Origin of the sequence: Polynucleobacter sp. AP-Latsch-80-C2 (genome assembly GCF_018882185.1) — a bacterium.
In the GTDB taxonomy this organism is placed as follows: Bacteria; Pseudomonadota; Gammaproteobacteria; order Burkholderiales; family Burkholderiaceae; genus Polynucleobacter.
The window spans coordinates 159,028-182,389 of the sequence record NZ_JACVOY010000005.1 but is presented as its reverse complement, the minus strand read 5'-3'; the positions used below and the strand labels follow the sequence as shown (position 1 = coordinate 182,389).

The window sequence follows — 23,362 nt, the reverse complement described above, 5'->3', positions numbered from 1 at the left end:
TTTTGATCTCTACTCCTTCTGTTTTTGCCCGTTTTGTTGCTCAACTGCTATTGGTGGTTGTCGCTGCTTTCAGCTTGAATGTCCAAGCCGCAGATTCTTTCGTCATTAAAGATATTCGCATTGAAGGTTTGCAGCGCGTAGAGCCAGGAACCGTCTTTAGTTATTTGCCTGTTCAAGTGGGCGACACCTTTACCGATGAGAAGGGTGCCGAATCGATTAAAGCTTTGTATAGCACTGGCTTTTTTAGAGACGTACAGATTCAAGCTCAAGGCAATGTATTGATCGTGATTGTTGAAGAGCGTCCAACGATTTCTCGTATTGAATTTACGGGGATGAAAGAGTTTGATCAAGAGATGGTTCGTAAATCCTTGAGAGCGGTTGGTGTGGCTGAGGCCCGTTTCTATGACAAGGCTTTAATTGATAAAGCTGAGCAAGAATTAAAACGCCAATATATTGGCAAGGGAATGTACGCCGCAGAGGTGGTAGCAACAGTGACTCCAGTGGAGCGCAATCAAGTAGCAATCTACTTCAACGTTGATGAGGGTCCTGTAGCAAAAATTCAGGAAATCAACTTTATTGGAAATAATGTTTTTAGCGAAAGCACGCTCAGAAGCGAGATGCAGTTAAAAACAGGTGGTTGGCTTTCTTGGTACAGTAAAGACAATCTGTACTCTAAGCAAAAGTTAACGGCTGACTTAGAAAACATTCGCTCTTACTATTTGAATCGTGGTTATCTTGAGTTTGTGATTGACTCTACTCAGGTTTCAATTACTCCCGACAAGAAGGGCATCTACTTAACGATCAGTGTGCGTGAAGGCACCCAATTTACCGTTAAAAACGTCCGCCTTGCTGGCGAGTTGTTGGGCAAGGAAGATGAGTTGATGCAGTTGGTAACGTTAAAAGCTGGAGATATCTTCTCCTCAGCCAAACTTACAGAGAGTACTAAGGCAATTGCAGAGGTACTGGGCTCCTACGGTTATGCCTTTGCCACCATCAATCCGCAGCCCGATATTCGTCGTGACCAAAGCGAGGTAGACATTACGTTGGTGATTGATCCGGGTCGTCGTATTTATGTACGTCAGGTCAATGTCACAGGAAATTCTAAGACTCGCGATATGGTGATTCGTCGAGAGGTGCGTCAGTTTGAAAGCTCCTGGTTTGACGGCGAAAAGATTGACTTATCGAAAAAACGTTTAGGACGCCTTGGCTACTTTACTGAAACAGATATCACCACCGAGGATGTCCCGGGATCTCCTGACCAGGTGGATGTCAACGTCAAAGTTTCAGAAAAGCCCACTGGCTCTGTGACTGTCGGTGCAGGTTTTTCTTCAACAGAGAAGGTCATTCTTTCTGCTGGTATTAATCAAGACAATGCTTTCGGTACAGGTACGGCGATTGGCTTGAATGCCGCACTGGGTAAGATCAATCAAAACATTGCCCTATCGCAATACGATCCTTACTTCACCGAAGATGGCATTAGTCGCTATACCGATTTGTACTATCGCTCATCCAAGCCTTTGTATTACACGGGTGATCCAAGCTACCAAATCAAGTCCGTTGGCTCGAATATTAAGTTTGGCGTTCCTTACAGTGAAATAGATCGGGTATTTTTTGGTTCCGGCTTAGAGTTTTATCGCATCACTACATCCTCGAGCACGCCTCAGCCTTATCTGACTTATGCGGAAAGCTACGGCATTGCGCCTCCTGGATACCCCGCGACTTTAACTACCTACAACATTCCGGTTACTGTAGGTTGGTCACGCGATGGTCGAGATAGCTCTTTGATTCCATCTGCTGGTTCGCTTCAGCAATTGTCTGCTGAGGTAGGCACTCCAGCAGGAAACATGACCTTTTACCGGATGTATGGCCAGTATCAGAAATACCACTCATTCTCAAAGGGCAACATCCTGTCCTTCAACGGTGAGGTTGGTTACAGCCAAGCCTACGGAAATAACCCCTTCCCAATTGTCAAAAACTACTATGTTGGTGGTATCGGATCGGTTCGAGGCTATGCCCCTGGCTCCCTAGGACCAACCTTCTACAACACCAATACGGGTACAAATCAGCCTACCGGCGGGCAGTCCAAGATTGTGACAAACCTCGAATATACGGTGCCCGTGCCGGGTTCTGGTGCCGATAAGACCTTGCGGGTATTTACCTTCGTGGACGGCGGTAACGTTTATGGCCAAAATATCAATCTCGTTTTACGCTATTCTTATGGCTTAGGTTTATCATGGATATCACCGCTGGGGCCGCTTAAATTCAGCTACGGTATCCCGATTAAGTCCTTACCAACGGATAACGTCCAGCGATTGCAGTTCCAGGTAGGTACAGCGTTTTAATTGTTTAAGGAAAGTTTTATGAAGCTTCATCATTCTTCAAAATGGATTCAAGCCGGCTTGGTTGCTGTGATTGCCACATTTTCTGCATCGCATGTATATGCCCAAGATGCTGGAACCCGTGTGGCGGTTGTGAACTCTGAAAAAGTATTTAACGAGTCCAACTTAGCCAAATCAATGCAAACGCGTTTGCAGAACGAATTTACAAAGCGCCAGAATGATCTTCGTGATAGCGCGCAAAAAATTAAATCAGCTGCTGAAAAGCTTGACCGTGATGCTGCCGTCATGAATGAAGCCGAACGTATTCGTCGTCAACGTGAGTTGGCTGACCAAGATCGCGAGTTGCAACGTAAGCAACGTGAATTTACAGAAGACTTAAATCAACGTACCTTTGAAGAGCGTGCAAAGATTGCTGAAAAAGCAAATCAAGTGCTCAAGTCAATTGCAGAACAAAGAAAGTTGGATGTGATTGTTCAAGAAGCAGCCTATGTCAGCCCGAAGGCCGACATCACCGATGATGTGATCAAGGCTCTGAACAGTCTCAAGTAAGCTTTATGCCTACCGCCATCGAGCTGGCCAAACAGTTTCAAGCAAGCTTGGTGGGGGAGGCCTCCCTCGCATTGAATGGCCTCGCTCCTTTGGAGCGCGCGCAGTCGGATCAAATATCCTTCTTATCAAATCCCTTGTATCGACAGCAGGCTAGCGATAGTGCAGCAGGCGCCCTGATTGTCAGTCAAGCAGACCTCGATTTTTTACAAGCTAACCCTAGCGCGTATTCTGCAAGGCGGGTGTATTTCGTTTCAAAGAACCCCTACGCTACCTTTGCAAGAATGGCTCAGCATTTTGCGCAATCTACTATGCCGCAGTATCAGTCTGGAGTACATCCCAGTGCTTCGATAGATCCGAGCGCCAGTATTCCGGCCTCTTGTCATATCGGCGCCTTTGTGCAAATTGGCGCTGGTGTGAAATTAGGTGAACGCGTAGCGATTTTAGGTAACACCACTATCGCAAGCGATAGCATCATTGGCAATGATTCAGTTATTCATCCTTCGGCGTCGATTTATTACGGCACTCAGATTGGCGAGCGTTGCATTATTCATAGCGGCGCAGTGATTGGAGCTGATGGCTTCGGTTTTGCGCCTGACTTTTCAGCCAGTGGCGGTGAGTGGGTAAAAATTCCTCAAACCGGAAGAGTAGTGATTGGCAATGATGTAGAGGTAGGAGCCTCGACGACGATAGACCGTGGCGCGATGAGTGATACGGTCATTGGAGCAGGCAGCAAAATCGATAATCAAGTGCAAATAGCCCACAATGTTTCGGTTGGTAGTTGCTGCGTTATTGCTGGATGTGCGGCTATCTCCGGCAGTACCAAGATAGGAAACTTCTGCATCATCGGAGGCGCTGCCAACTTCGCTGGACACCTCACGATTGCTGATAGAACTACCGTGTCTGGTAATACTTCGATTATTCGCTCCATTACCGAGCCTGGACAGCATTTCACCGGGGTTTATCCCTCAATGCTCCATAGCGCTTGGGAGAAAAATGCCGCTATCTTGCGCGGTCTAGATAAAATACGTCAACGCTTGCGTTTATTGGATAAAAACCAAAATAGGGAGTCTTAGGACTTCCGTAACCAGATTTATTAATTAAGTAGGTAATTTATGAGCAAAGCTATTGCAATCGATATCAATCAGATTCTAAAGTTGTTGCCGCATCGCTATCCGTTTTTATTGGTAGATCGCGTGTTGGAAATTACTCCGCGCGAGAGTATTACTGCTTTAAAAAACGTCACCATGAATGAGCCTTTTTTTCAGGGTCATTTCCCAGATTTTCCAGTGATGCCTGGTGTATTGATTATTGAAGCCCTTGCTCAAACTGCTGCGCTGCTGACTTTTTCGGAAGAGCGAGCAGAGAATGCGGTGTATTACTTTGCTGGAATTGATGGCGCACGTTTTAAAAAGCCAGTGTTACCTGGCGACCAACTCATCATGACGGCTAAGTTGGAGCGTGAGCGTGCAGGCATCTACAAATTCCAAGTACAGGCTACTGTTGATGGTGAATTAGCTGCAGAGGCCAACATTACTTGTGCGGTTCGTACGAAAGGCGCGTAATGACTCGCATTCATACAACTGCTGTAGTTGATAGCAAGGCTGAGTTAGCCAGTGATGTCGAGGTTGGACCTTTTTCAGTGATTGGACCTAATGTCAAAATCGGGTCCGGCACCAAGATTGGCTCTCATAGTGTGATTGAGGGTTACACCACTATTGGTCAGCAAAATATCTTTGCCCACTTTGCAGCAATTGGTGGGCCTCCTCAGGATATGAAATATCGCGGCGAGCCAACGCAATTAATTATTGGTGATCGCAATACGATTCGGGAATTCACTACGATCCATACCGGCACATCTCAAGATGAGGGTATTACGCGTATCGGTAATGACAATTGGATCATGGCCTACGTGCATATCGCTCACGATTGCCAAATTGGAAACCACACCATTTTTTCTAGTAACGCACAAATTGCAGGCCACGTTCATGTCAATGATTGGGCCATCATGGGTGGTATGTCTGGCGTGCATCAATTTGTTCGCATTGGGCAGCATGCGATGTTGGGCGGCGCCTCTGCTTTGGTGCAAGATATTCCGCCTTTTGTGATTGCTGCTGGAGATAAGGCATCTCCTCACGGCATTAATGTGGAAGGCTTAAAACGCCGCGGATTCTCAAGCGAGACGATTTCAGCTCTACGCCAGGCTTATAAGGTGCTTTATAAAGATGGCCTGAGCTTTGAAGATGCCAAGGTTGAGCTTCAGAAGATGGTGATAGCTAGTGCTGGTGATGCTGCTACTGCAGAAAAGCTAGCGCAGTTCCATGACTTTATTGCCGCATCTACGCGCGGCATCATTCGGTAACGATAGGTTAACTTTGCCTAAGTTAGCTTGTGTAGCTGGCGAACCCTCTGGTGATTTACTTGCAGCTCCAGTATTGAGTGCGCTAAATCAAATACCAGATATGTCCGACTTGGAGATCTACGGCATCGGTGGTCCTCGTATGCAGGCCGAAGGTATGCGTTCAGATTGGTCGATGGAGACCTTGAGTGTTCGGGGTTATGTAGAAGCCATTAAGCAATTGCCTGCAATCTTGAAGTTACGCAAAGAGCTCATTGCCAACCTCCTTGGCGAGGGTCGTCCAGATGTCTACTTGGGTATCGATGCGCCGGATTTCAATTTGGGCGTTGAGTTGCAATTGCATAAGGCTGGCATTCCGACTTTGCATTTAGTCTCTCCCTCGATTTGGGCTTGGAGAGCGGGGCGTATCAAAAAAATTGCACACGCGGTTGAGCGCATGTTGTGTATCTTCCCTTTTGAAACAGAGATCTATGATCGCGCTGGCGTCGCATCTACTTATGTGGGACATCCTTTAGCGAGTGATATACCGCTTGAGCCAAATACCCAGGCCGCCAGAGAAAAAATTGCTAAGACTTTACATATTGCTAGTAACACATTCGATGGCATTGTGGTTGCCGTTCTGCCTGGCAGTCGTGGTTCTGAGATTGAACTCATCGCCCCGGTCTTTTTTGAAACAATGCACCTTTTAATGGAGCGATTAAAAGGGCAGAAGCTCCACTTTTTAATTCCGGTAGCAACGCCTCGATTGCGTGAGCCTCTTGAGCAGTTATTACTCAAGACAAAAAATACTCATCCTGATATTCAGATTCATTTGCTCGATGGTATGGCAGATGAAGTGCTAGAGGCATCGGACGTTGTCCTCATTGCTAGTGGTACGGCAACCCTTCAAGCAGCTTTATGGAAGAAACCGATGGTGATTTCTTATAAGGTGCCTTGGTTAACGGCTCAGATTATGAAGCGCCAAGGATATTTGCCGTATGTTGGTTTGCCCAATATCCTGTGTGGGGCATTTGTAGTGCCTGAACTATTGCAAGATGATGCAATACCTGAAAAATTAGCCAGCGCATTACAAGATTGGTTGGATCATCCAAATAAAGTTGCCAAGCTGAAAGAACGATTTGCCCAGATGCATGAAACACTTCGTCGTCCTACGGGGCTCTTGGTTGCGCAGGCAGTAGCTCAAACGATTGCAAGCTCACGTAAACAGCGAGTGACGCAATGAGCGTCATTTGGGTCTGCGGCGTGGATGAAGCAGGACGTGGTCCATTGGTGGGGGCGGTAGTGGCGGGAGCAGTAGTGCTCGATCCAGGAAACCCCATCGCAGGATTAAAAGACTCCAAAAAACTGAGCCCTGCACGCCGCGAATATTTGTATGAACAGATTATGCAAAAGTCGAAAGCTTGGGGAATCGGCGAAGCCTCACCTGCTGAAATCGATGAGATCAACATTTTGCAAGCTACCATGTTGGCTATGCGCCGTGCTATAGAGGATTTAACGACCCGTTTAGGTGCTTGGCCCGATAAGGCACTCATTGATGGTAATCGTTGCCCAGAGTTGCCTATTACAGCTGAGGCCATTGTGAAGGGCGACACTAAGGAGCCGGCGATTTCTGCCGCCTCCGTCCTGGCTAAAGTCACTCGTGATCGTCAAATGCAAGAATTACACGAACGTCATCCGCAGTATGGATTTGCCCAGCACATGGGATATCCCACGGAGGCGCATTTCGCAGCCCTTCAGAACTTTGGGGTTTGTGCAGAGCATCGCCGCAGTTTTGCGCCAGTGCGCAGAATATTGGAGGCCTTATGAGTTTTGATCTCATTACCTCTAAAGAGAATCCCTTGTTTAAAGAGATTCGCGTACTTCAAGCTACGGGTTCTAAAGGTCAAAAGGCCAGGATTTCAAGTGGTAAAGCACTTTTAGAGGGTATTCATCTCGTTCAGACCTGGGTTGGTGATCCGGCATTAAGTGTTTTGCTGACCTCCGAGCTGGGGCTTCAAAATAATGAGATTGCCCATGCGGTGTATTCCCATCTAGAGAGCTGTCCTGATACCCGAGTTTCCCAATGGGACAGCGCGCTATGGGATCTGCTCAGTGATTTAGTGAATGCACCCCATATAGCGGGACTGCTGGACTTACCGAAGTCTTCTCTGACACTACCCCAATCGATTGGAACGTTGGCAGGAGATGTGTTGATCCTAGATCGCATTCAAGATGCTGGCAATGTTGGCTCAATACTCCGTAGTGCTGCGGCAGCTGGCTTTACTCAGGTGATTGCGATTACTGGTTGCGCGCATCTTTGGTCAAGCAAAGTATTGCGGGCAGGTATGGGTGCGCACCATTTATTAGATCTTTATGAAGGTTGGTCCAATCAACAAGTATTAAGTGCGGTCACAGCGCCATTGTTAGCCGCTACCGCAGACGCAGATTGCGAGCTATTTTCTCTTCAGGATGATTTATTGCATCCCGTTGCTTGGGTCATGGGAAGCGAAGGCCAGGGCGTTTCAGAAGATCTGTTGGCGCAGTCAAAAGGAATTTCTATTCCGATTGATCCACGTGTGGAATCTTTGAATGTTTCTACTGCGGCAGCCGTCTGTTTATTTGAGACGATGCGCGTTAGACGCAGTTAACCTAAGATTGTTTTATCCGATTTAATTGCCTGCAAAACGGTGGTCGCAATTTCTTCGATTGATTTGCTGGTAGTAACTACCCAAGGAATCGATTCCTTTTTCATCATCGCAGTCGCCTCGTTAATTTCATAACGACAGTTCTCAAGTTTGGCGTAATTACTTCCAGGGCGACGTTCATTGCGGATCTCCGAAAGTCTTTCGGCATCGATCATGAGGCCAAAGATCTTGCTTCTAAATGGTACTAAATCCGTTGGAAGGCGGCCACGTTCAAAATCCTCCGGAATCAAAGGATAGTTAGCGGCTTTGAGCCCATATTGCATCGCCAAATAAAGACTTGTCGGTGTTTTGCCAACTCGAGAGATGCCAACCAAGATCACATCAGCATCAGCCAGGTTTTGATTGGATTGACCATCGTCGTGGGCAAGGGAGTAATTTATGGCTTCGATGCGGTTTTTATAAGCATCCGTATCCGCATTGTGGTGAAGGCGGTTCATTGCATGGGTGGATTTAATACCCAGCGCCTCCTCCAAGGGGGCCACAAAGGTCTGGAACATATCTAATATCAAGCCATTGGCTTTGGCAACAATGGCATTGAGTTCTGAATTCACCAAAGTGGTGAAAACGATAGGCTGAACTCCATATTTGCTGGCCGCTTGGTTGATGCTGCTGACCGCATCATGCGCTTTATCAACGCTGTCCACAAAAGGGACGCGAATATGCTTAAAAGTGGCCTCAAATTGCGCCAAAATGGACTGACTGAAGTTCTCGGCGGTAATGCCGGTGCCGTCAGAAACAATAAAAACAATACGGGTTTGAGTAGACATGGATTTGGCTTAAAAGTCAGGGTCAGCACTACAATAGAATCATATTAAAGCATGCCCCATTTAGGGTGGCCGCTATACCAGTTTCCTTATCTTTAGAGAGTATTTTATGTCCAACCAACAGCAACAAAATAGCAGTATGGCAGATGCCTATGTTTTGCCTTTTGAGCAACTCCGGATGACTGATGTTGAGTCCGTCGGCGGTAAAAATGCTTCCTTAGGCGAGATGATCTCTCAGTTGGCTTCCACCGGTGTTCGGGTGCCGACTGGTTTTGCGACCACCGCATTGGCATTTCGGGATTTTCTCAATCACAATAATTTGACTGAGCGCATTCAGAAGCGTTTAGAAAATCTCAATATTGACGATGTTCGTGCTTTAGCAGAAGCTGGTGCTGAAATTCGTCAATGGATTGAAACAGCGCCTTTTCAGCCAAAGCTGGATGAAGAAATTCGTAAAGCATTTGCTGTATTAGATGACTCTGGCAAAGGTTCTTTTGCTGTTCGTTCCTCTGCTACTGCAGAAGATTTACCGGACGCCTCTTTTGCTGGACAACAAGAAACTTTCTTGAACGTTGAGGGCATTGATGATGTTCTCAAAAAGATTCGTGAAGTATTTGCCTCTTTGTATAACGATCGTGCCATTTCCTATCGCGTTCACAAAGGCTTTGCTCATGCTGAAGTTGCCCTATCTGCTGGTATTCAGCGTATGGTGCGTTCAGATCTGGGCGCAGCTGGCGTGATGTTTACTTTGGATACAGAATCCGGCTTTGAAGATGTGGTCTTTATTACCTCAAGCTATGGCTTAGGTGAGACGGTGGTTCAGGGTGCAGTGAACCCGGATGAGTTTTATGTATTCAAGACCATGCTAGCCCAGGATAAAAAAGCGATTATTCGTCGTTCCTTGGGTTCTAAGTTAATTCAGATGCAATTTGTGCCAAAGGGCTCTGCTGAAAAAGTGCAGACAGTGGACGTCACTCCTGAGAAGCGTAATCGTTTCTCATTAGAAGATAGTGACATTACTGAATTGGCCAAATATGCTGTCATCATTGAAAAGCACTACGGTCGTCCAATGGACATCGAGTGGGGCAAAGATGGTCAAGATGGCCGTATCTATATTCTTCAAGCGCGTCCTGAGACAGTGAAGAGTCAGGCGGCTGGTCAAGTCGAAATGCGCTACAAGCTGAAGGGTAGTTCCAAAGTATTGGCTAAAGGTCGTGCGATTGGTCAGAAGATTGGTGCAGGCCCTGTGCGCATCATCCGTGATCCAAGTGAGATGGATCGTGTGCAGCCAGGCGATGTATTGGTGGCTGATATGACTGATCCGAATTGGGAGCCGGTAATGAAGCGCGCTTCCGCGATTGTCACCAATCGTGGTGGACGCACTTGCCATGCAGCGATTATTGCTCGTGAGTTAGGTGTTCCCGCGGTGGTGGGTTGTGGCGATGCCACTGATCTACTGCAAGATGGCATGATTGTGACAGTTTCTTGTGCTGAAGGCGATGAGGGTCATATTTACGATGGCTTGATTGAGACTGAAGTGACCGAAGTTTCTCGCGGTGTTTTGCCAGAAATTCCAGTGAAGATCACCATGAATATCGGTAATCCTCAGTTGGCTTTTGATTTCTGCCAAATTCCGAATGCAGGTGTTGGCTTGGCGCGTTTAGAGTTCATTATCAATAACTATATTGGTGTTCATCCACGCGCTGTTTTGGAATATCCGAATATTGATCCTGATTTGAAACGTGCAGTTGAAAGCGTTGCCCGTGGTTATGCGAGTCCACGTCAGTTCTATGAAGATAAATTGGTTGAAGGTGTTGCAACCATTGCCGCTGCTTTTTATCCAAAGCCAGTGATCGTGCGCCTATCAGACTTTAAGTCCAACGAGTACAAGAAGTTGATTGGCGGATCACGTTACGAGCCGGATGAAGAGAATCCAATGTTGGGATTCCGTGGCGCTTCACGTTATGTTTCGGCAGATTTTGGTGAAGCATTTGCATTAGAGTGCGCTGCAATGAAGCGTGTTCGTGAAGATATGGGTCTTGATAACGTAGAGATCATGGTGCCGTTTGTTCGCACCATTAATCAGGCTAAACGCGTGATCGAGATGATGGAAAAGCTCGGACTAAAGCGTGGTGTTAATGGCTTGCGACTCATCATGATGTGCGAGGTTCCATCGAATGCGATCCTTGCCGATCAATTTTTGGAGTATTTTGATGGCTTCTCCATTGGATCTAACGATATGACTCAGCTCACGCTGGGATTAGATCGTGACTCTGGCATGGAGTTGTTGGCAATTGATTTTGATGAACGTGATCCTGCAGTGGAGTTCATGATTGCGCGTTCAATTGATGCCTGCCGTAAGCAAAATAAATACGTTGGTATCTGTGGTCAAGGACCTTCAGATCATCCAGATTTTGCACGCTGGTTGGTAGAGAAGGGGATTACTTCTATCTCATTGAATCCGGATAGCGTTGTTGCTACCTGGGAGATGTTGGGTAAGAAATAAACCTTACCGCTTGCAATATTAAAAAGGCCTAGTTCTCTAGGCCTTTTTCTTGGCCACCACTTTTTTAGCAGGCTTGCTAGTTTTGACTGCCGCCTTAGTTTTAACTGCTTTTACTTTAGGCGGCTGATGATGAATCGGTACAGGACTCATGCGCTTCGCAGGTGCTGAGATAGCGCTCGATTTATGAACGCCACTCCAGCTAGGCTCAGCAATAGAATTAAAGGCAGAGCGAAGTTTCTCCCCCCAAAGCTGATGAATCATCTGAAAGTAAGGGTTGGTTTCATCAAGGGTAACGAGCTTGCTGGGTTTTAAGGAATTCTTTTCGTAAACCAGTAAATCCAAAGGTAGGCCGACCGAGATATTACTGTTAAGGGTTGAATCCATTGAGATCAAAGCGCATTTAGTCGCAAGATTGAGCGGGGTAGAGAAGCTCACCACTCTATCCAAAATAGGTTTGCCGTATTTGGATTCACCAATTTGGAAATAACAAGTCTCAGGGGTTGCTTCAATAAAATTGCCAGCAGAATAAATATTGAAAAGGCGAGGGCGCTCACCTTTAATTTGGCCGCCGAAAATGAGATTGCAGTTAAAGTCGATGCCGGCCTTTTCAAGCGCTAGATGATCTCGCTCATAAACTTGTTTGATAGCATCTCCCACCACCACCGCAGCATCATGGCTATTCTCGGCATTCCAGAGATTCACGCCATTGAGTAACTGACCTTGCAGTAGGATTTCTTTTACTGCTTGGGTAATTGCTAGGTTGCCGGCACTCATCAGGGTAAAGAAACGACTTTTATCCTGAAACAGGGTCATCTTTCTGAAAGTACCAATTTGATCCACGCCAGCATTCGTGCGGGTATCGGATAAAAATACCAAACCATCTTTTAAGCAAAGCCCAACGCAATACGTCATACCAATACCCTTTTAATCATGTCAGGGGATTATCTCTTAAATACTCAAGAGCATCCTTAGGGTATCTGAGAAATGGAGATATTGGCGCTCAATTCTTCGCCACCACCGCCAGAGCGGACCCCTTTAACCGGCGCTGCTGAGTAGTAGTCTCGACCAACTGCAAGTCTAATATGGCGCGCGTCAATCAAGCAGGCATGGGTAATGTCAACACTGGTCCAGATACCCTTATCAATATCACTACAAAAGTCTATCCACGCATGGCTTGCTAGGTTGGGGGATTCTTCCGCAAAGAAATAACCGCTAACGTAGCGTGCAGGTATGCCAGAGGCGCGGCAAAGTCCAAGCATGATGTGGGCGTGATCCTGACACACTCCAGATTTCATAGCAAATGATTGTGCTGCAGTGGTTGCAAAATTGGTTTGGCCTGGCGTGTACACAATCAGCCCTTGAACGGCTTCTGCCATTTTGAGTACTTGGTCAACTGAATTTTTCTTGGGAATACTGTAAGAAAAATAATCTAGCATCTCTTCGGTAGGCTCAGTCAGATGGGTTTGTTGCAGAAGGTAGTACGGAGAAACCGCCTTAGCATCATCCATAAATTCAAAAGCATCTTCGGTATGCACTTCACCTTCCGCCTCAATCATCATTGAGGTGTACGGACTTTCTTGTACAAAGACGCTACATAGATTGCAAAAGCTATCGATTGAGCTTGAGGCCTTAATAGGAGTGCTAATTTTCCATTTATCTACTTGTTGGCCGGCAGTACTGGGAGGCGTCAGGCGCAACTCCTGAATAGAATAGCGCACTGGTGTTTCATAGCGGTACTCAGTGCGGTGACGGATTTTCAGGTGCATAGGATTTCTGTATTTTTCTTAGGCAACAGCCAGTGGGATGAGGTAAGCATTACTAAACTCATCAGCAATATGGTTAATACGTTCTAAGAAGGCTTCAATAAATTCTTCAAGACCTTGTTCAAAGACTTCATCAATATCGGAATAATCTAGGCTAGCTTTTAACTTTCCAAGTAAGCGCTCAATTTCTTTTGATTGCTGGTTTTTCATTTCTGAAATCAGTGGAATGAGTTCATTAACACAGCACACTAATGAACGCGGCATTTGCTTATTGAAGATCAATAACTGAGCAACTTGTTTAGGGGTCACTTGGTCGGAATATATTTGGCGATATATTTCAAAGGCGGAAACAGAGCGCAATAAAGCAGCCCAGTGATAAAAATCAAAGAACTCTCCAGCGGTACCTTCCTCAGCTCCTTTTTTGGAGCTCAAAACCTTTAGCGCATCCTGAACTTCATATTTGGTTTCTAAAATTCGCGCAGTGTTATCGGCTCTCTCTAGCAGGGTGCCGACGTTAATAAAGTAGAAAGCTTCATTTTTCAGCATCGTGCCAAGCAACACCCCTCTAAAGAGATGGCAGCGATGCTTTACCCATTCGAGTAATCGACTGGGGTCGGTTTGATTACGGGCTTCAAGGATGCGTTGTAACTCAAGCCAGGTCGTATTTTGGGTTTCCCAAGCTTCAGAGGTAATCTTGCCGCGAATAACACGCGCATTTTCGCGGGCAGCAAATAAACAAGAAACGATGCTAGAGGGGTTGCTGGTTTCATAAATCATGAAGTCCAATACATTCTCACGGTTGACGACATCGTACTTACTTAAGAATGCCTCTTCCAATTTGGAGATGGTAAGTAATTTTTTCCAACTCTGCTCTAAGAACTCTGCGGGCTGGGGGAGTAGTGAAGTTTGGTGATTTACATCGAGCATGCGAGCAGTATTTTCTGCACGCTCGGTATAACGAGCCATCCAATAAAGACAATCAGCGGTGCGACTTAACATGTTTACTCTTCCCTTATTCTTCTAACACCCAGGTATCTTTAGTGCCACCACCTTGTGATGAGTTCACCACTAAAGATCCCTCTTTAAGGGCCACCCTCGTTAATCCGCCTGGCACCATCTTGATGGTTTTGCCAGAGAGGACAAAGGGCCTAAGGTCAATATGTCTTGGAGCAACGCCTGACTCCACAAATGTTGGGCAGGTGGAAAGAGCTAGAGTGGGTTGGGCAATATATTTATCAGGATTCGCAATCAGATGGACTCTGAATTCTTCAATCTCTGCTTTGGTCGATGCTGGTCCTACCAGCATTCCATAGCCACCAGCGCCATGCGTGAGTTTGATAACTAACTTTTCTAGGTTGGCCAAGGTGTAAGCTAAATCATCAGGCTTACGACATTGAAAAGTGGGTACGTTATTCAGAATCGGTTTTTCACCCAGATAAAACTCAATCATTTCTGGAACATAGGGATAAATGGATTTGTCATCGGCAATACCGGTACCAATGGCATTCGCAAGAGTGACATTGCCTGCGCGATGCGCCGAGAGCAATCCAGCGACACCCAAAGTGGAATCTGAGCGGAATGCCAGTGGATCTAAGAAGTCATCATCAACGCGACGATAAATCACATCGACTCGCTCTGGTCCTTGGGTGGTTCTCATGAAGACTTGCTCATTCTTAACAAACAAGTCTTTGCCTTCGACTAGCTCTACACCCATTTGCTGGGCGAGATAGCTGTGTTCAAAATAAGCGGAGTTATACATTCCTGGTGTGAGGACAACCACGTTAGGTTTCTTAACGTCATCTGGCTTAACAGACTTGAGACATTCCAAGAGTAAATCTGGATAGTGCTCGACTGGAGCAACCCGATATTTTTGAAACAGATCTGGGAAGAGACGCATCATCATCTTCCGATCTTCAACCATATACGACACGCCAGAAGGAACGCGTAAGTTATCTTCTAGTACATAGAATTCGCCTTCACCAGCGCGAACAATATCGATGCCGGCAATTTGTGCGTAGATATCTCGTGGCACGCTGACGTTACGCATCTCTGGTCGGTACTGGGCGTTATTAAAGATCTGCTCGGCAGGAACAATGCCTGCTTTGATAATTTCTTCATCGTGGTAAACGTCATAAATAAAGCGGTTGAGTGCTTTAACGCGTTGACGCAAACCAGCCTCTAGCTGTTCCCATTCCTTTGCTGTAAAGATGCGGGGCACTTGATCGAAGGGGATGGTTCTTTCTGAGCCAAGGTCATCGCCGTAGACGGCGAAGGTGATGCCGACTCGTCTAAAGATGAGGTCAGCCTCAGCACGCTTGAGACCCATGAGGGTGTCACTTTGCTGTTTTAACCAGTTGTGGAAAATTTGGTAGTGGGGACGGGCCTTACCGGCTGCGTCGAGCATTTCATCAAAAGGCAATTTCATAGTTACAAACTAATGCCTTTGAAAAGACGGTTCTATCGGAATTGAAGCAGCTTGGTGCCGATATGCACTAATATGGTGCATATCTTCTCTCCTGCGAGGATGTAAGGCCGTTGGAGAGTCTACTCCCTATTTAAGCGTTTAAATCGCCTCTAGCGATTCTGCCCTTTTGGACTTCCCATTCACGCTCTTTGGTGGCGGCACGTTTATCGTGCTGCTTTTTACCCCGGGCCAGCCCAATCTCGCATTTCACATTCCCTTTGGAGAAATGTAGGTTCAGGGGTACCAGGGTATAGCCTTTTTGCTCCACTTTGCCGATGAGCTTGCGGATTTCAATGGCGTTGAGTAGTAACTTTCTGGTTCGAGTGTTGTCTGGAAGAATGTGGGTAGAGGCCGACAGGAGCGGGGTGATATGGCAACCGATTAGAAACAGTTCTGCCTTGCGAATGACGACATACGCTTCTTTAATGTGCACGCGACCGGCGCGAATGGCTTTAACTTCCCATCCTTCCAACACCAGTCCGGCCTCAAAGCGCTCCTCGACAAAATAATCGAAGAAGGCTTTTTTGTTATCGACGATACTCATATTTATTTAGCTTCTCAAGATCGATTATGGCAGACGTCTACAAGACCGTTTTAATTGGCCAATCAGCCGACCGTATGTATGGCTTGGTGACGGATGTGGCGCGTTATCCGGAGTTTCTACCTTGGTGCGGCGGGGTTGAAATCTTTGAGCAAACCGAAACCGTCCTAGATGCAAAAATCATGATCCATTTCAAGGGTATTAATCAGTATTTCCATACCCGGAACATCAATCATCGACCAGAAACGATCGATATGGTCTTTGTGGATGGCCCCTTTAAGCAATTTTCAGGCCAATGGAACTTTATTCCCCTCAAAGAGGATGCCTGTAAGGTGGAATTTAAGCTTCATTGGGAATTTAAGAGTGCCATTCTCGATAAGATTATTGGCCCAGTATTTGGGCACATAGCCGGAACCTTTGTGGATTGCTTTGTTAAGCGCGCTGAAGAGCTCTATGAGTAGTCAATTCTTAGAGATCATGCTGTGTGATGCCAGGCAAGGGCAGCCAGTCTTAAGCTCCGTGCAATTGAGTTTTCTGCCGGATGAGCAGCCTACGGTTGGATGGGCTTTAGTAAAGACTGGAATAGCAGCAGGGCCGGATGACCCCGTCTTATCCAGAAAGGGCTGTTTCGGGGTCTTTGGCAAACGCAAAGATTGGGATAGCCCAATCTACCCTCGGGATCGCTTAGAGCTTTATTCCCCCTTGCTGATAGACCCTAAGGCAGTTCGTCGTAAAAAGGCCAATCAGAACCAGGACGCCAAATTCCAAGCGGCTGCAGCTAAAAGAAAGGCTAGGAGGCTATAATCTGTTTTTGCGACTAGGGGTTTTGCATGCGACTCATTCAAAAAGCACTCACTTTTGACGATGTGCTCCTCGTACCGGCTTATTCATCGGTACTTCCTCGAGATGCCAGCTTGGCAAGTAAGTTAACTCGGGATATTTCACTCAATACACCATTGGTGTCCGCAGCGATGGATACCGTCACCGAAGGTCGTTTGGCAATTGCCATGGCCAGCGAGGGTGGTATTGGCATCATTCATAAGAATCTAAAGCCTGCCGAGCAAGCGCGTGAAGTAGCGAAAGTAAAGCGCTATGAATCCGGTGTTCTGCGCGATCCTATTACGATTGGTCCTGATGTCACTTTGCGCCAAGTAATTCAACTTTCTCGCGAGCATGGTTTTTCTGGATTTCCGGTTTTAACGGGTAAAGAAGTCGTTGGAATTATTACTAACCGCGATTTACGTTTCGAAGAAGATCTAGACGCACCTGTAAAAACCAAGATGACTCCTCGTGAGCGTTTGATCACTGTGAAAGAAGGTTGCTCTTTAGAAGAGGCCAAACGCTTGATGAGCCAACATCGCTTAGAGCGCGTATTGGTAGTCAATGACAAATTTGAATTGCGCGGTCTCATCACAGTAAAAGATATTTTGAAAGCGACTGAACATCCTAATGCCTGTAAGGATGGTGAAGGTAAGTTGCGTGTGGGCGCTGCGGTAGGTGTAGGCCCCGACAACGATGAGCGCATTGAGCTATTGGTTCGCGCAGGTGTTGATGTGATCGTTGTAGATACTGCTCACGGCCATAGCCAAGGCGTATTAGATCGCGTCAAATGGGTTAAGAGAACCTATCCACAAGTGCAAGTGATTGGCGGCAATATTGCTACGGGCGATGCTGCCAAGGCATTAGCTGATCATGGTGCTGATGGTGTGAAGGTGGGCATTGGTCCCGGCTCCATCTGTACTACTCGTATTGTTGCGGGCGTAGGTGTTCCTCAAATTACCGCGATTGTGAATGTGGCCACTGCACTCAAAGGCACCGGTATTCCACTAATTGCCGATGGTGGTGTTCGTTACTCAGGTGATGTGGCTAAAGCACTGGCTGCTGGTGCAAGCTCGGTCATGATGGGCGGCATGTTTGCCGGAACTGAAGAAGCGCCAGGCGAAGTGTTCTTATATCAAGGACGTTCATACAAGAGTTATCGCGGCATGGGTTCATTGGGGGCGATGGCCGATGGCTCTGCGGATCGCTATTTCCAAAGCGACATTGTTGCGAATGCAGAAAAGCTCGTGCCAGAAGGTATTGAAGGTCAAGTACCTTACAAAGGTAGTGTGCTTGCCATCTTGCATCAACTCACAGGCGGTATTCGTTCATCCATGGGTTACCTGGGATGCAAGACAATTGATGAATTACATGAGAAAGCCAATTTTGTGGAAATCACTTCAGCGGGCGTGCGTGAGTCGCATGTGCATGATGTGAAGATCACTAAGGAAGCCCCAAATTACCATATTGATTAAGAAATAAAAGCAGGCTGAATTTAAGGTAATCCTTTCGTGCACGACAAAATACTGATACTCGACTTTGGTTCACAAGTAACTCAATTAATTGCAAGACGTGTGCGTGATGCACGGGTGTACTCTGAGATCCATCCCTACGACTGCGATCCAGAATTCATTCGAAAGTTTATTCAAGAGCAGGGTGGCAAAGGGATCATTCTCTCTGGTGGACCAAACTCAGTGACTGAGGATGGTAGTCCGCGTGCCCCCCAAATCGTATTTGAACTCGGTGTTCCTGTTTTAGGCATTTGCTATGGCATGCAAACCATGGCTACCCAGTTGGGTGGTGCAGTTGCTTCAGCCGAGGCCTTAGGTAAAGCGCGTGAGTTTGGGTACTCGGAAGTGCGTGCTCATGGGCACACCAATTTACTCAAAGGCATCCAGGACTTTTCTACCAGCGAAGGCCACGGCATTCTGAAGGTATGGATGAGTCACGGAGACTCGGTAACAACTCTGCCGCAAGCCTTTAAGTTAATGGCCTCTACAGAATCTTGCCCAATAGCAGGTATGGCCGATGAAGAGCGTCGCTTTTATGCTTTCCAATTTCATCCTGAGGTAACTCATACTATTCAAGGCACTGCCATTATCGAGCGCTTTGTGCATACGATATGCCTGTGCAAGCCAGATTGGGTTATGGGCGATTACATCAGTGAAGCGGTTGAGAGCATTCGCAAACAAGTTGGTAGTGATGAAGTTATTCTGGGTTTATCCGGAGGTGTGGACTCAAGCGTTGCTGCTGCATTAATCCACCGGGCGATTGGCGATCAGTTAACGTGCGTATTTGTAGACCATGGACTGCTGCGCCTTAACGAAGGCGATATGGTGATGGAAATGTTTGCTCGCAATTTAGGGGTGAAGGTTATCCGTGTTGATGCTAAAGATACTTTTATGGGTGAGTTGGCTGGGGTCGCTGATCCAGAAGCTAAACGCAAAATTATCGGCAAGGAATTTGTAGAGATTTTCCAAACAGAGTCTGGAAAAATCAAGAATGCCAAATGGCTTGCGCAAGGCACGATCTATCCTGACGTCATTGAGTCAGCAGGTAAAGGTAAAAAGGGTGCTCATACTATTAAGAGCCATCACAACGTTGGCGGTTTGCCAGATGACATGCATCTCAAGCTGCTCGAGCCTTTGCGTGAGCTCTTTAAGGATGAGGTTCGCGAGCTCGGTGTTGCTTTAGGACTCCCAAGAGAGATGGTATATCGCCATCCCTTCCCAGGCCCTGGTCTTGGTGTGCGTATCTTAGGTGAAGTGAAGGCAGAGTTTGCAGAATTGCTGCAACGTGCTGATGCTATTTTTATCGAAGAGTTACGCAGTACGATTGATGAAGTGAGCCAAAAATCTTGGTATGACTTAACTAGCCAAGCCTTTGCAGTGTTCTTGCCTGTGAAATCAGTGGGTGTGATGGGTGATGGCCGTACTTACGAGTATGTCGTTGCCCTGAGGGCAGTCCAAACACAAGACTTTATGACAGCGCATTGGGCTCATTTGCCACATGAACTACTTGGCAGAGTTTCTAATCGCATCATCAATGAAGTGCGTGGCATCAATCGTGTCGTTTATGACATCAGCGGTAAACCACCGGCCACGATTGAGTGGGAATAAATCTAGCTCGGTTTACGTTTGTCTATGCTTGAGTTACGTCAAACCGCCCTTGAATTATTGGCTGTAACTGACCCTCAGATCAAAGTAGTGGGCGTTCAGGATTTGTTTGATCAATACCATCGGCAGGGTCTTGATCTCCATGCTTCCAAGTTATTGAATACTGGCGGCAAGGTTCTGCCTGGCAGGCCGCTAAAGCCCGAGCTTATTCCCCCATTAAACGTTCCCAAGAGATCAATGGCCACCGCCGAAGGTAGAGTTTCTTTATTACACTCCTTGGCTCACATCGAATTTAACGCGATGAATTTAGCATTAGATGCCATCTGGCGTTTTGCGGATATGCCAACGCAATATTATGTTGATTGGTTGCAGGTAGCCAAAGAAGAGTCCTATCATTTCAGCTTGATTGCAGCGCACTTACAGTCACTTGGCTTTGCCTATGGAGACTTTCCTGCTCACAATAGTCTATGGGAAATGGTAGAAAGAACCTCGGATGCGGTGATTGCCAGAATGGCTTTAGTTCCCAGAACGATGGAAGCCAGGGGATTGGATGCTGTTCCTGCGATACGCGATCGATTTAAACAAGTTAAAGATGTAAAAGTGGTTGAGATCTTGGAAATCATTCTTCGAGATGAAATCGGGCACGTCGCTATCGGGAATCAGTGGTTCAATTACTTATGTGATCAAGAGAATCTTTCTGCCATCTCAACCTATAAAACATTAGCAAGAAAGTACCACGCCCCCATTTTAAGAGGCCCTTTTAATTTAGAGGGTCGCAGGCAAGCAGGCTTTACCAGTGAAGAATTGGATTTGCTGGGACTAGACTGAAGCCATTCTATATAGCTTACTCAGGAAACTGCACCATGAAATTATCCCGCCGCACCTTTATCACTTCTGTTGCATTAACGCCGGTAGCTTGCGGCGTTCCATTGGGATATCAACGCGGTACCCCTGTGACTCAACCACAACCTACTCCCTTGGTAAGGGCGCCTCAGGTAGGGCAGGAGTGGACTTATATTCAGCGCAATGTATTTGATGGAAAAACACTTGGTCTGATCACAGATCGAGTGACAAGCATTGGCTCAACGATTGTGATTGAGCGTAATGATGAAGGTATGGGTAGATTGTCTAATGAAGTTCAGGGGCCATGGGGAACGGTTATTACTGATCCGCATTGGGCGCGCACCGTGACATTTAATCCTCCTATTGCATTGTGGCCTCAAGACCTGACGCCCACCTGGAGCAAGCAATTCATCACTAAATATGCTTTGGCGGGCTATCCCAATGCTTCCTATACCTGGCAGGAATATATGAGTGCCCATGGATGGGAGCAAGTTACCGTTCCTGCTGGAACGTTCTTAACCTTACGTTATCAAAACCTCATCAATTACGAAAGTGATGATGCTAATAAAGTGAACTGTATTCGTAAAGAGACTCTTTGGTTTGCGCCCAGCATTGGGCGATGGGTGGCGCGAGAGTGTTCTGGTTCATACATGATTCAAGGTGAGTTGGGAGCTCCAACTAATGAAGATAGCTACCAATGGCAATTAACTTCTTACAAGTAAAAATGTTGCGCAAAGTATTTATATTTGCATTGCCATCGCTATTGATGGCTTGTATCGCAACGCAGCCTTATCCAACATCAGTCACAATACCCGCGCCTATTGTCACGCCAAGCATGCGAGCACCCCAAGTGGGTCAGCAATGGGTCTATCAAGTTAGCAATGTTTTTAATCAGCAGCTTGTCGATACGGTGACCGAGACAGTGGTGTCGATCAGTCCGCAAATTCGGATACAGCGCAGCGGTCTGAAGGCGGGTTCATTGCCTGATGAAATTCAAGAGTCATGGGGGTATGTGTTGCAAGATCCTCAATGGAGTCCACCGCAACAATTTCAGCATGCTTTGCCCATATGGCCAGAAAAACTCATACCAGCTTGGTCCGACTTTTACCGCACGCGTTACCAAGTCTTGGCTTATCCGAATGGCAGTTATTACTGGGGTTTAGCTAGTAAAGCGCTTGAATGGGAGCGAGTTTCTGTGCCTGCTGGCCAATTTACTGTTCTTAAATACCACCAAGAAAATCCCTATTTTGAGAGCAATGATGTCTTTAGGGTTGGGAACTATCGCGAGGAAGATGTTTGGTTATCTCCGGAAATCGGTCGCTGGGTGGCGCGCAGATCCTTTGGGCGCTATATCACCCTGGGCGTTTCTTGGTCCAATGCCTACTGGGAAGACTATCTTGATTGGCAGCTAGTCTCCTGGAAGTAAATGAATTGCTTGGGTAAAGCGCTTAAAATATACGCATTACTATGTATACCGTTAAAGAACTTTTCCCTACGCTACAAGGCGAAGGAACCCACTCCGGAAGAGCAGCGGTCTTTTGCCGTTTTGCGGGCTGCAATCTATGGAGTGGACGAGAAGAAGATCGTGCTGATGCAGTCTGCAAATTTTGCGACACCGATTTTGTTGGAAGTGATGGTTTTGGCGGTGGTAAATTTGAAAACGCAGAGCTGCTAGCGGATGCCATTGAGGCAGCCTGGAAAAGTACTTCAGCAGGTCCGCAGCAACGCTATGTGGTTTTTACTGGTGGCGAACCTTTGTTGCAGTTAGATGAAGCACTCATTTTGGCCTTGCATCGAAAAGGCTTTGAAGTTGCCATTGAAACCAATGGCACTATCAAAATTCCCAAAGGGGTTGATTGGGTTTGTGTCAGCCCTAAGGCAGGTTCTGATTTAATTGTTTTGCAAGCAGATGAGTTGAAATTGGTTGTGCCTCAAGCAGATCATCACCCTTTGGAAACTTTATTGGCCCGTTTTGAGAAGATGGACTATCGCCATCGCTATTTGCAGCCAATGGATGGCCCAAATTTAAAGAGTAATACTGAGTTAGCTGTGGGGCTGTGCCAAAAACGCCCACTTTGGCGACTGAGCCTGCAATCTCACAAACTGATTGGCATTCGATAATTTGGCTTTTGCCAGAAATGACATAACCGAGCATGAGTACAAAACAACCCGCTATCTCCATTACCCGTCGCCTAGAATTCGATTCTGGACATCGCATTCCTAATCACGGCGGGCAGTGTCGCCATTTACATGGCCATCGCTATGCCGTTGAAGTTACCTTGACGGGCGAAGTGGCTGATCATCCAGGTAAAGCCGATGATGGCATGGTTCTAGATTTCGGTGACATTAAGCGACTCACCAATCAGCACGTCGTTGAGCCTTGGGATCATGCATTTTTAGTGGCCAAAGAAGATGAAGGTCTGGTTGCGTTCCTTGCTACTTTGCCAAATCATAAAACCGTCATCATGGAACATGTTCCTACTGTTGAAAATTTAGCCAATGCTGCATTTGCTATTTTGCAACCCATTTTTAAGCAAGCGTTCGGTGGGCGCCTGGAGCTTTCTGCAATCCGTCTTTATGAAACCCCCAATTGTTGGGCGGACGTTACTCGTTAATAC

The 23,362-nt window shown here is 46.7% G+C and carries 24 protein-coding genes; 18 read left to right on the top strand and 6 right to left on the bottom strand.

The window, feature by feature from the left end:
- Positions 1–5: 5 nt before the first annotated feature.
- From bamA to ICN47_RS07570, 8 genes are read left to right on the top strand one after another with little or no spacing between them, the layout of a single operon-like run.
- Complete coding sequence (gene bamA, locus ICN47_RS07605) at positions 6–2,342, top strand: outer membrane protein assembly factor BamA (RefSeq protein WP_370626287.1); 2,337 nt, start codon at positions 6–8, stop codon at positions 2,340–2,342.
- A gap of 18 nt (positions 2,343–2,360) precedes the next feature.
- Positions 2,361–2,888: an OmpH family outer membrane protein gene (locus ICN47_RS07600; RefSeq protein ID WP_216219333.1), complete on the top strand. Its 528-nt coding sequence runs from the start codon at positions 2,361–2,363 to the stop codon at positions 2,886–2,888.
- 5 nt (positions 2,889–2,893) lie between these two features.
- Positions 2,894–3,961: a UDP-3-O-(3-hydroxymyristoyl)glucosamine N-acyltransferase gene (gene lpxD / locus ICN47_RS07595; RefSeq protein WP_216219332.1), complete on the top strand. Its 1,068-nt coding sequence runs from the start codon at positions 2,894–2,896 to the stop codon at positions 3,959–3,961.
- 39 nt (positions 3,962–4,000) lie between these two features.
- Positions 4,001–4,450 carry a 3-hydroxyacyl-ACP dehydratase FabZ gene (gene fabZ, locus ICN47_RS07590; protein WP_216219331.1) on the top strand — a complete coding sequence of 150 codons (450 nt, stop codon included), beginning with the start codon at positions 4,001–4,003 and terminating at the stop codon, positions 4,448–4,450.
- Positions 4,450–5,247: an acyl-ACP--UDP-N-acetylglucosamine O-acyltransferase gene (lpxA, locus tag ICN47_RS07585; protein ID WP_216219330.1), complete on the top strand. Its 798-nt coding sequence runs from the start codon at positions 4,450–4,452 to the stop codon at positions 5,245–5,247. Before fabZ ends, lpxA begins: the two co-directional genes overlap by 1 nt.
- A complete protein-coding gene (gene lpxB, locus ICN47_RS07580; protein ID WP_216219329.1) occupies positions 5,207–6,466 on the top strand; it encodes a lipid-A-disaccharide synthase in 1,260 nt (419 codons plus the stop codon). Before lpxA ends, lpxB begins: the two co-directional genes overlap by 41 nt.
- Positions 6,463–7,050, top strand: coding sequence for a ribonuclease HII (rnhB, locus tag ICN47_RS07575; RefSeq protein ID WP_216219328.1), 588 nt, complete (start codon positions 6,463–6,465; stop codon positions 7,048–7,050). Before lpxB ends, rnhB begins: the two co-directional genes overlap by 4 nt.
- Entirely contained in the window at positions 7,047–7,871 is an 825-nt protein-coding gene (locus ICN47_RS07570) for an RNA methyltransferase (protein ID WP_216219327.1), read from the top strand. Before rnhB ends, ICN47_RS07570 begins: the two co-directional genes overlap by 4 nt.
- Here ICN47_RS07570 and ICN47_RS07565 read toward each other — a convergent pair.
- Positions 7,868–8,695 (bottom strand): pyruvate, water dikinase regulatory protein, encoded by an 828-nt coding sequence (locus ICN47_RS07565; RefSeq protein ID WP_216219326.1) that lies wholly within the window; start codon positions 8,693–8,695, stop codon positions 7,868–7,870. The two genes, ICN47_RS07570 and ICN47_RS07565, sit on opposite strands and share 4 nt — an antisense overlap.
- Positions 8,696–8,801: 106 nt before the next feature.
- Here ICN47_RS07565 and ppsA point away from each other — a divergent pair, with 106 nt between their 5' ends.
- Positions 8,802–11,198 (top strand): phosphoenolpyruvate synthase, encoded by a 2,397-nt coding sequence (gene ppsA, locus ICN47_RS07560; RefSeq protein ID WP_216219325.1) that lies wholly within the window; start codon positions 8,802–8,804, stop codon positions 11,196–11,198.
- A 36-nt stretch (positions 11,199–11,234) separates the two neighbouring features.
- Here the strand turns inward: ppsA and ICN47_RS07555 are convergent, their stop codons facing one another.
- From ICN47_RS07555 to smpB, 5 genes are all read right to left on the bottom strand, one after another.
- Entirely contained in the window at positions 11,235–12,110 is an 876-nt protein-coding gene (locus ICN47_RS07555; protein WP_216219324.1) for a peptidase, read from the bottom strand.
- A gap of 56 nt (positions 12,111–12,166) precedes the next feature.
- Positions 12,167–12,964, bottom strand: a complete 798-nt coding sequence (locus ICN47_RS07550; RefSeq protein WP_216219323.1) for a transglutaminase family protein — start codon at positions 12,962–12,964, stop codon at positions 12,167–12,169.
- 18 nt (positions 12,965–12,982) lie between these two features.
- Positions 12,983–13,960, bottom strand: coding sequence for an alpha-E domain-containing protein (locus ICN47_RS07545; protein WP_216219322.1), 978 nt, complete (start codon positions 13,958–13,960; stop codon positions 12,983–12,985).
- Positions 13,961–13,973: 13 nt separating this feature from the next.
- Complete coding sequence (locus ICN47_RS07540) at positions 13,974–15,386, bottom strand: circularly permuted type 2 ATP-grasp protein (protein ID WP_216219321.1); 1,413 nt, start codon at positions 15,384–15,386, stop codon at positions 13,974–13,976.
- A gap of 130 nt (positions 15,387–15,516) precedes the next feature.
- Complete coding sequence (gene smpB / locus ICN47_RS07535; protein ID WP_215392266.1) at positions 15,517–15,969, bottom strand: SsrA-binding protein SmpB; 453 nt, start codon at positions 15,967–15,969, stop codon at positions 15,517–15,519.
- 26 nt (positions 15,970–15,995) lie between these two features.
- Between smpB and ICN47_RS07530 the strand changes: the two genes are divergently transcribed.
- The 9 genes from ICN47_RS07530 to queD are packed head-to-tail and all read left to right on the top strand — an operon-like array spanning position 15,996 to position 23,359.
- Positions 15,996–16,427: a type II toxin-antitoxin system RatA family toxin gene (locus ICN47_RS07530; protein ID WP_216219320.1), complete on the top strand. Its 432-nt coding sequence runs from the start codon at positions 15,996–15,998 to the stop codon at positions 16,425–16,427.
- Entirely contained in the window at positions 16,420–16,770 is a 351-nt protein-coding gene (locus tag ICN47_RS07525) for an RnfH family protein (RefSeq protein WP_216219319.1), read from the top strand. The genes ICN47_RS07530 and ICN47_RS07525 overlap by 8 nt, the downstream gene beginning before the upstream one ends.
- Positions 16,771–16,796: 26 nt before the next feature.
- Positions 16,797–18,260, top strand: a complete 1,464-nt coding sequence (guaB, locus tag ICN47_RS07520) for an IMP dehydrogenase (protein WP_216219318.1) — start codon at positions 16,797–16,799, stop codon at positions 18,258–18,260.
- A gap of 36 nt (positions 18,261–18,296) precedes the next feature.
- Complete coding sequence (guaA, locus tag ICN47_RS07515; protein WP_216219317.1) at positions 18,297–19,904, top strand: glutamine-hydrolyzing GMP synthase; 1,608 nt, start codon at positions 18,297–18,299, stop codon at positions 19,902–19,904.
- A gap of 24 nt (positions 19,905–19,928) precedes the next feature.
- Positions 19,929–20,729 carry a ferritin-like domain-containing protein gene (locus tag ICN47_RS07510; RefSeq protein ID WP_216219316.1) on the top strand — a complete coding sequence of 267 codons (801 nt, stop codon included), beginning with the start codon at positions 19,929–19,931 and terminating at the stop codon, positions 20,727–20,729.
- Between the two features lie 35 nt (positions 20,730–20,764).
- Positions 20,765–21,466, top strand: a complete 702-nt coding sequence (locus tag ICN47_RS07505) for a hypothetical protein (RefSeq protein ID WP_216219315.1) — start codon at positions 20,765–20,767, stop codon at positions 21,464–21,466.
- Positions 21,442–22,170 carry a hypothetical protein gene (locus tag ICN47_RS07500; RefSeq protein WP_216219314.1) on the top strand — a complete coding sequence of 243 codons (729 nt, stop codon included), beginning with the start codon at positions 21,442–21,444 and terminating at the stop codon, positions 22,168–22,170. Before ICN47_RS07505 ends, ICN47_RS07500 begins: the two co-directional genes overlap by 25 nt.
- A 41-nt stretch (positions 22,171–22,211) precedes the next feature.
- Positions 22,212–22,865 carry a 7-carboxy-7-deazaguanine synthase gene (gene queE / locus ICN47_RS07495; RefSeq protein WP_216219313.1) on the top strand — a complete coding sequence of 218 codons (654 nt, stop codon included), beginning with the start codon at positions 22,212–22,214 and terminating at the stop codon, positions 22,863–22,865.
- A 32-nt stretch (positions 22,866–22,897) separates the two neighbouring features.
- Positions 22,898–23,359 (top strand): 6-carboxytetrahydropterin synthase QueD, encoded by a 462-nt coding sequence (gene queD / locus ICN47_RS07490; RefSeq protein WP_216219312.1) that lies wholly within the window; start codon positions 22,898–22,900, stop codon positions 23,357–23,359.
- The last annotated feature ends 3 nt before the right edge of the window (positions 23,360–23,362 follow it).